Consider the following 7,826-nt stretch of genomic DNA (forward strand, 5'->3'; position numbering starts at 1 on the left):
ATTGATACGGCCAGGCCTCTCATTGACGGCGCGCCTCCATCACCCCCTTCACCTCCCCGATCGCGCCCAGCGCCTTGTTCAGCTGCGCCGTCGACCCGATCTCCGCGGTGAACACCATGCGCGCCTGTCCCTTGCTGCTCTGGGTATTCACGCCGATGACGTTGATCTTCTCGCGCATGAACACGTCCGAAATATCGCGCAGCAGGCCCTGCCTGTCCATCGCCAGGATGAACAGGTCGACCGGGTAGACGGTCTCCAGCCCGGCCGAACCCCATTCGGTCTGGATCACGCGTTCGGGCGCCTTGGCGCGCATCTCGGCGAAGTTCTTGCAGCTCAGGCGGTGGATGGAGACGCCCTTGCCGCGCGTGACGAAGCCGCAGATCGGGTCCGGCGGCGCGGGCTTGCAGCACTTGGCCAGCATCGTCATCAGGCCCTCGGTGCCGACCACCAGCACGCCCGACTTGGCGCCCTGCTCCACGCTCGAGGCGCGGCTCTTGTTGACCACCGCCTCGTCGACCTGGGGCGGCGCCTCCACGGTGTCATGCAGTGCAGCTTCCACATGGCGCAGGCTGAACTTCTCCTTGCCGACCTGGATGAACAGCTCGTCGACTTTCGCAAAGCCCAGCTTGTGCGCCAGTGCTTCCAGGTTGACGGCGGTCTTGCCTTCGCGCTGCAGGGATTTTTCGACCAGCGCGCGGCCGGTAGCCAGGGTCTCTTCCTGCTCCATCGCATGGAACCAGGCGCGGATCTTGGAACGGGTACGGCTGCTGACCGTGTAGCCGGGGCTGAGCCAGTCGCGCGAGGGTCCCGCACTGCCGGCCGGGCCCTTGGCCGTGATGATCTCGCAGGTCTGGCCATTCCTCAGCGGCGTATTCAGGGGCACCATCACGCCGTCGATCTTGGCGCCGCGGCAGCGGTGGCCGACCTCGCTGTGCAGGTGGTAGGCGAAGTCGATCGGGGTCGCGCCCTGCGGCAGTTCCAGCACCCGCGCCTGCGGCGTCAGCACGAAGATGCGGTCGTCCAGCGTGGCGGCCTTGAGCTTCTCGACCCATTCCTTCTGCAGGTCTTCCTGGCCCGCGACCACGTCGGCCACGTCGCTCTTCCAGGCCAGCAGCTGGCGCAGCCAGGCGATCTTCTCGTCGTACTTCTGGCTCTTGAAGCTCGATCCGCCCTCTTCCTTGTAGCGCCAGTGCGCGGCCACGCCGTACTCGGCGAAGTTGTGCATTTCCTGGGTGCGGATCTGCACTTCCAGCGGCCGCCCGTCCTCGGCGGTGACGACCGTGTGCAGCGACTGGTAGCCGTTGGGCTTGGGGCGCGAGATGTAGTCGTCGAATTCCTTCGGGATCGGGGTCCAGATGTTGTGCACGATGCCGAGCACCGTGTAGCAGGTCTTCACGTCCGGGACGATCACGCGGAAGGCGCGCACGTCGTAGAGCGAGGAGAAATCGAGGTCTTTCCCCCGCATCTTGTTGTAGATGCTGTAGATGTGCTTGGGCCGGCCCGAGACCTCGGCCTTGATGCCGGCCGCCGCCAGCTCGCCCTGCAGGCGGGCGATCGAGGACTCGACGAAGCCCTCGCGCTGCATGCGCTTCTCTTCCAGCATCTTGGCGATGCGTTTATAGGTGTCCGGCTCGATGAAGCGGAAGGACAGGTCTTCCAGCTCCCACTTCAGCTGCCAGATCCCGAGCCGGTTCGCCAGCGGCGCATAGAAGTCCAGCACCTCGCGGCCATAGGCGCGGGTGACGTCGTCGAAGCGCTTCTGCTCGGCGAAGTAACGCAGGGTGGTGGCGCAGGAGGCCAGGCGCATCAGCACGACGCGCATGTCCGAGGCCATCGCCAGCAGCATCTTGCGCAGGGTTTCCACCTGCGCGGCGGCCTGCTGGGCGGCGTTTTTCCCGCTGCCGATCTGCTCCTTGCCGGCCGTGAGGTCGCGCAGCTTGATCAGCTGGTAGACGCCCTGCACCAGGTCGGACACCTCCTTGCCGAAGCGTTCCTCGAGAGAACCCGCTACGGCAGGGTCCATCATCGCCAGCTCGAACAGCAGGCCGGCGATGCGGGTCTCGGCATCGGTGCTCAGGTAGGAGAGCGTGCCGGCCACGCCGAGCGAGAACTCGAAGGCGTTCTGGCCGGTCCCGGCATTGCGCTCGCCATAGGCGACGTTGGCGTAATCGAGCGCAGTCTGCACGCGCGCGCAGTCCTCGACGCTCAGGCCCTGCACCAGCTGCGTGCTGGCGTCTCCCAGTAAAACAGTTGATACCATTAATACGGATTTCTTAACGCAGTGCGGCGGTGACGCAGACCTCGACCAGGCATGCGGGATTGGCCAGCCTGGCCTCGACGGTGGCGCGCGGCGGGGTGTGGCCCTGCGGGACCCACTCGTCCCAGACCGTGTTCATTCCGGCGAAGTGCGCCATGTCGGCGATGAAGATCTGGCACATCAGGATGCAGGACTTGTCGCTGCCGGCTTCGTTCAGCAGGCGGTCGACGTGGCCCAGCACTTCGCGCATCTGGCCCTCGATGTCCTGGCTGGTGTCTTCGGCGATCTGGCCGGCCAGGTAGACGGTCTCGTTGTGGATGGCGGTTTCGGAGAGGCGCTTGCCTACGTGGAGTCGTTTGATTTCCATAGTTGCTTTCTTCTGGTTGAACGTGGCGCGGCCCGCTAGGAGGCGCCGAGTAAAAATTCGCGTGCGATCGCAATCTGCCCGGGCTGCACGAAGGTCGGCGCGTGGCCGACGCCCGGAATCTCGACCAGGCGCGGCTTCGGCCCGCGTGCGCACATGGCTTGCGCGGTCTCGTGCGAGAGCAGGTCGGACAGCTCGCCGCGCACCAGCAGGGTCGGGCAGCGGATCGCATCCCAGGCCGCCCACAGCGCCGCCTCGTCGCCCGCAGCGCTCTCCGGCGTGATGGCGCGGAAGGGCTGGGCCAGGCCCAGGTCGTAGTGGCGCACCCACTGGCCGTCCTGGTCCTGGCGCAGCACGTCGCCGGCCAGCTTGCGCCACTCTTCGTCGCTGTGCGGGCCGAAGGACACCGACACCGCCTTCACGTAGTTCGCGCCGGTGTCGAAGTCCGGGAAGCGGATGTCCTGGCCGATGTACTCGCCGATGCGGGCGATCGCCGCGCCGTCGAGCACCGGGCCGATGTCGTTCAGGACCAGCTTGCGGATCGGCGTCCCGGGGAGCGAGGCCAGGATCATGCCGATCAGGCCGCCCATCGAGGTGCCGAACCAGTGCACGCCCAGCGCGTCGTCCCGGGTCACGCGCGCGATCAGCGTCACCATGTCGGCGACGTACTGCGGCACCGTGTAGTACTGCGGGTCGCGCAGGCGGTCGGACCTGCCGCGGCCGACCACGTCGGGGCAGACCACGCGGTAGTGGCTGCTCAGGTCGCGCGCGAGATGGTCGAAATCGTCGGCCACGCGGGTGACGCCATGCACGCACACCAGCACCCTCGGATTGTCCGGGTCGCCCCACTCCTTGTAGGCCATGCGGTGCAGGCCGGCGGGCGAACTGCACTGCACGCTGTTTAATCTGGCTTCGCTCATCCCCGGTCCCGTCATGGCAATATTGTCTGATCATTCGGTGCAATGCACCACGCAGTTCACCATTCTAGCTGGCGTTGCGATTAGAATTCTACCAATTCTGAGGAAGCAACCCGATTACTCCCACCTTGAGGACACAATGAAATCCAGTATGCTCAGCGGTAAAACCGCCCTCGTCACCGGCTCGACCTCCGGCATCGGTCTCGGCATCGCCCGTTCCCTGGCCGAACAGGGCGCCAATATCGTCTTCAACGGCTTCGGCGACGCCCGGCAGATCGAGAAGCTGTATACCGACGTGGGCAGCGAATTCGGCGTGCAGACCGCCTATCACAACGCCGACATGAGCAAGCCCGCCGAGATCGAAGCCATGATGAAGTTCGCGGCCGAGAAATTCGGCGGCGTCGACATCCTGGTCAACAATGCCGGCATCCAGCACGTGGCCAATGTCGACGAGTTCCCGGTCGAGAAGTGGGACGCCATCCTCGCCATCAACCTGACCTCGGCCTTCCACACCACCCGCCTGGCCCTGCCCGGCATGAAGCAGAAGAACTGGGGACGCATCATCAACCTGGCCTCGGTCCATGGCCTGGTGGGGTCCGCCGGCAAGTCGGCCTACGTCGCGGCCAAGCACGGCCTGGTGGGCTTCACCAAGGTCACCGCGCTGGAGAACGCGCACACGGGCGTGACCTGCAATGCGATCTGCCCGGGCTGGGTCCTGACCCCGCTGGTCCAGAAGCAGGTCGACGACCGCGCCGCCCGCGACGGCTTGTCAAACGACGCCGCCCGCAAGGCTCTGCTGGCCGAAAAGCAGCCATCCGGCGAATTCGTCACGCCCGAAGAACTGGGCGCGCTGGCCGTGTTCTTCTGCAGCCCGGCCGGCGACCAGGTGCGCGGCGTGGCCTGGAACATGGACGGCGGCTGGGCCGCGCAGTGAGCCGCTGGTGACAGACCGCCTCGACGAAGAACTGCTGCGCGACGCCTGCCTGGACCTGGCCCGCGTGGTGCTCGCGGCCGGCCAGCCGCAAATCTCGAACGACATCCTCGAGACCCTGGCCGACCGCTTCTACCGCGAAGTCGTCGATTTCGCGCCCGGCATCGCCCGCGCCGGACGCGACCCCAACCTGCTGGCGCGCGCCGTCCACTACCTGATCGACGCCCACGCCCTGCCCCTCATGGGCACCGACATGGAATGGTTCCGCCAGGCCCTCGTGTGCCTGGTCGAACTCGCCGTGCCGGGGGTCGCCCTGTCCGACAAGGGCGGCGCCTTCCTGCGCGACGTTCAATTTGGTCTCGAGCAGTCGCTGGGCGACCTGGAACAATAATCACGTAGGGTGGACCGGGCCACGAGAGGCGGCTTCGCCGTCCGCGCGCTCAACCGGCCGGCGATCAATCACGTCGCATCCATTCCACGCATAATTTAAACGCGCGGACGGGAGGACCCGTCCATCCTACAAAAGAAAGAAACCAATGCGACTCCGCGCTACCTTGCTCGCCCTCTCCCTCATCCTCGCACTCGGCCAAGCCCAGGCCGCACCCGCCCCAGTCCTGATCACCGCCGACAAGGTCTGGACCGGCGACGGCGCACCCCACGCCGGCTGGAGCGTACTGGTCGACGGTGGCCGTATCCAGGCGGTCGGCCCGGCCGACAAGATGACGGTACCCGCCAACGCCGAGCGCATCGTCCTCCCCGGGAAAACACTCATACCAGGCATGATCGACCTGCACTCCCACGTGCTGCTCCACCCCTACAACGAGACCAGCTGGGACGACCAGGTGATCAAGGAGCCGGTCGCCTACCGCATCATGCTGGCCGGCCGCCATGCGGCCGCCACCCTGCAGGCCGGCTTCACCACCCTGCGCGACCTCGGCACCGAAGGCGCGGACTACGCCGACGCCGGCATCAAGCGCGCCATCGACGAGGGCGTGGCGCCCGGGCCGCGCCTGTTCATCGCCACCAAAGCCATCGTCGCGAGCTACAGCTACGGCCCGGCCGAACGCAGCTACCGTCCCGACATGGAGATTCCCTACGGCGCCCAGCCAGCCACCGGCATCGACGAAGTGACGAAGGCGGTGCGCGAGCAGTCGGCGCGCGGCGCGGACTGGATCAAGATCTACGGCGACTACCGCACCGGCATCGACGGCACGGCGCGTCCGACCTTCACCATGGAAGAGTTGAAGGCCATGGTCGCCGCCACCCGCGTCACCGGCCGCAAGGTCGCCGTGCACGCCAGCAGCGACGAGGCGATCCGGATGGCGGTGCTGGCCGGCGCCGACACCATCGAGCACGGCTACGGCGCCCTTGAGTCCACCTTCAGGCTGATGAAGGAGCGCGGCGTCGCCTACATCCCGACCCTGACCGCGCCGGAAGCGACCGGCGAATACTTCCAGAAGCACGTGCGCGGCGGCGCGCCCACGCCCGCCATGCAGCAGGCGGCGCGCGCCTTTGCGCTGGCCCGCAAGGTCGGCGTCACCATCGGCAACGGCAGCGACGTCGGCGTGTTCGCGCACGGGACCAATGCGCGCGAGCTTACCTGGATGGTCAAGCTGGGCATGTCGCCGATGGAAGCGATGCGCGCGGCCACCGTGGTCGCCGCCGATATCCTCGGCAAGTCGAAGGACCTGGGCCAGCTCAAGGCCGGCCTGCTGGCGGACGTGGTGGCGGTCGACGGCGACCCGACCCAGGACATCGCGGCGGCAGGCAAGGTGAGCTTCGTCATGAAGGGCGGCGAGGTCGTTCGTCGCCCCTGATGCCGCGATGCGGCTATACCTCGGAATAAGGGAAAGGCATATCTCAGCGCAAGATATAAGGCCTGCGGATATCCACAATAGATAAACCAGGCGGCTTCATCGAAGATGGCAACACCACAAACTTCTCTGAGAAGAGTTGCCATGAAAAAGCCTTTTTATAAAGTCCTGTACGTCCAGGTGCTGTTCGCCATCGTTCTCGGCGTGCTGCTCGGGGTATTCCACCCCGAACTGGGCGCCAAGATGAAGCCTTTGGGAGACGGCTTCATCAAACTGATCAAGATGATCATCGCCCCCGTGATCTTCTGTACCGTCGTCGCCGGCATCGCCGGCATGCAGGACATGAAAAAGATCGGCCGCGTCGGCGGCAAGGCCCTGCTCTACTTCGAAATCGTCTCGACCTTCGCCCTGGCCATCGGCCTGGTGGTGGCCAATGTGCTCAAGCCGGGCGCCGGCTTCAACGTCGACGTCGCCCACCTCGACACCAAGTCGATCGCGCAGTACACCGAGAAGGCGCAGCACCAGTCGACCATCGACTTCGTCATGAACATCATCCCGAACACCTTCGTGGATGCCTTCGCCAAGGGCGACATCCTGCAGGTCCTGCTCATCGCGATCCTGTTCGGTTTCGCGCTGTCGATGATGGGCGAGCGCGGCCGCCCGGTGACGAAGATGATCGAGGACTTCTCGCACGTGATCTTCGGCGTCGTGAACATCGTCATGAAGGCCGCCCCGATTGGCGCTTTCGGCGCGATGGCCTTCACCATCGGCAAATACGGCCTCGACGCCCTGCTGCCGCTGGCAAAGCTGATGGGCTCCTTCTACCTGACCTGCTTCCTGTTCGTCGTCGTCGTGCTGGGCCTGATCGCCAGGTTCACCGGCTTCTCGATCTTCAAATTCATCGCCTACATCAAGGAAGAACTGCTGATCGTGCTGGGCACCAGCTCCTCGGAGAGCGCCCTGCCGGCCCTGATGCGCAAACTGGAACGCCTCGGCTGCTCCAAGCCGGTGGTCGGCCTGGTGGTCCCGACCGGCTACTCCTTCAACCTCGACGGCACCAATATCTACATGACGATGGCGGCCCTGTTCGTGGCGCAGGCGACCAATACCGACCTGACCCTGACGCAGGAGCTGACCATCCTGGCGGTGGCCATGCTGACCTCGAAGGGCGCATCGGGCATCACCGGCGCCGGTTTCATTACCCTGGCCGCGACCCTGGCCGTGGTCCCGACCATTCCGGTGGCCGGCATGGCCCTGATCCTCGGCATCGACCGCTTCATGAGCGAAGCGCGCGCGCTGACCAACTTCGTCGGCAATGGCGTCGCTACGGTCGTGGTGTCGAAGTGGGAAAAGGAGCTGGACACGCAGCGCATGGACGACGTGCTGCACAACCGCGTGCCGCTCGAAGGCGGCAAGGAGCTGGAGCCGGTGCGCGCCGCCGCCTGATCCTCCCCGCCCCAATGCACAACGCCGCTGCTTCGCCAGCGGCGTTTTTTTTGGCTGTGTTCGCGCTGATTGCGCTTTTGCAGCTGCCTCTACCTAT

General features: G+C 65.7%; 7 protein-coding genes. 4 read left to right on the forward strand and 3 right to left on the reverse strand.

What is annotated here, in order from left to right; all coding sequences use genetic code 11:
* Window positions 1–19: 19 nt before the first annotated feature.
* From ACQ7JA_RS19415 to ACQ7JA_RS19425, 3 genes are read right to left on the reverse strand one after another with little or no spacing between them, the layout of a single operon-like run.
* Window positions 20–2,260, reverse strand: coding sequence for a RelA/SpoT family protein (locus tag ACQ7JA_RS19415; RefSeq protein ID WP_430900718.1), 2,241 nt, complete (start codon window positions 2,258–2,260; stop codon window positions 20–22).
* A gap of 13 nt (window positions 2,261–2,273) precedes the next feature.
* The gene (locus ACQ7JA_RS19420; protein WP_430900720.1) at window positions 2,274–2,624 is read right to left on the reverse strand and encodes a RidA family protein; all 351 of its coding nucleotides are present in this window, start codon (window positions 2,622–2,624) and stop codon (window positions 2,274–2,276) included.
* 35 nt (window positions 2,625–2,659) lie between these two features.
* On the reverse strand, window positions 2,660–3,541 hold the full coding sequence (locus ACQ7JA_RS19425) for an alpha/beta fold hydrolase (RefSeq protein WP_430900722.1): 882 nt from the start codon (window positions 3,539–3,541) through the stop codon (window positions 2,660–2,662).
* Between the two features lie 136 nt (window positions 3,542–3,677).
* Between ACQ7JA_RS19425 and ACQ7JA_RS19430 the strand changes: the two genes are divergently transcribed.
* The 4 genes from ACQ7JA_RS19430 to ACQ7JA_RS19445 all read left to right on the forward strand — a co-directional run bounded on the left by ACQ7JA_RS19430 (window position 3,678) and on the right by ACQ7JA_RS19445 (window position 7,729).
* Entirely contained in the window at window positions 3,678–4,472 is a 795-nt protein-coding gene (locus ACQ7JA_RS19430) for a 3-hydroxybutyrate dehydrogenase (protein WP_430900724.1), read from the forward strand.
* Window positions 4,473–4,479: 7 nt separating this feature from the next.
* Window positions 4,480–4,860 carry a hypothetical protein gene (locus ACQ7JA_RS19435; RefSeq protein ID WP_430900726.1) on the forward strand — a complete coding sequence of 127 codons (381 nt, stop codon included), beginning with the start codon at window positions 4,480–4,482 and terminating at the stop codon, window positions 4,858–4,860.
* A 145-nt stretch (window positions 4,861–5,005) separates the two neighbouring features.
* Window positions 5,006–6,286: an amidohydrolase family protein gene (locus tag ACQ7JA_RS19440; RefSeq protein ID WP_430900728.1), complete on the forward strand. Its 1,281-nt coding sequence runs from the start codon at window positions 5,006–5,008 to the stop codon at window positions 6,284–6,286.
* A 141-nt stretch (window positions 6,287–6,427) separates the two neighbouring features.
* A complete protein-coding gene (locus ACQ7JA_RS19445) occupies window positions 6,428–7,729 on the forward strand; it encodes a dicarboxylate/amino acid:cation symporter (RefSeq protein WP_430900730.1) in 1,302 nt (433 codons plus the stop codon).
* Window positions 7,730–7,826: the final 97 nt, after the last annotated feature.

This window comes from Massilia sp. BKSP1R2A-1 (genome assembly GCF_050586525.1).
Classification (GTDB): Bacteria; Pseudomonadota; Gammaproteobacteria; order Burkholderiales; family Burkholderiaceae_D; genus Telluria.

Bases quoted from the DNA above. Each gene is read 5' to 3' on its own strand.
- ACQ7JA_RS19415 (WP_430900718.1), bottom strand. From the start codon at position 2,260: ATGGTATCAACTGTTTTACTGGGAGACGCCAGCACGCAGCTGGTGCAG.
- ACQ7JA_RS19420 (WP_430900720.1), bottom strand. From the start codon at position 2,624: ATGGAAATCAAACGACTCCACGTAGGCAAGCGCCTCTCCGAAACCGCC.
- ACQ7JA_RS19425 (WP_430900722.1), bottom strand. From the start codon at position 3,541: ATGAGCGAAGCCAGATTAAACAGCGTGCAGTGCAGTTCGCCCGCCGGC.
- ACQ7JA_RS19430 (WP_430900724.1), top strand. From the start codon at position 3,678: ATGAAATCCAGTATGCTCAGCGGTAAAACCGCCCTCGTCACCGGCTCG.
- ACQ7JA_RS19440 (WP_430900728.1), top strand. From the start codon at position 5,006: ATGCGACTCCGCGCTACCTTGCTCGCCCTCTCCCTCATCCTCGCACTC.
- ACQ7JA_RS19445 (WP_430900730.1), top strand. From the start codon at position 6,428: ATGAAAAAGCCTTTTTATAAAGTCCTGTACGTCCAGGTGCTGTTCGCC.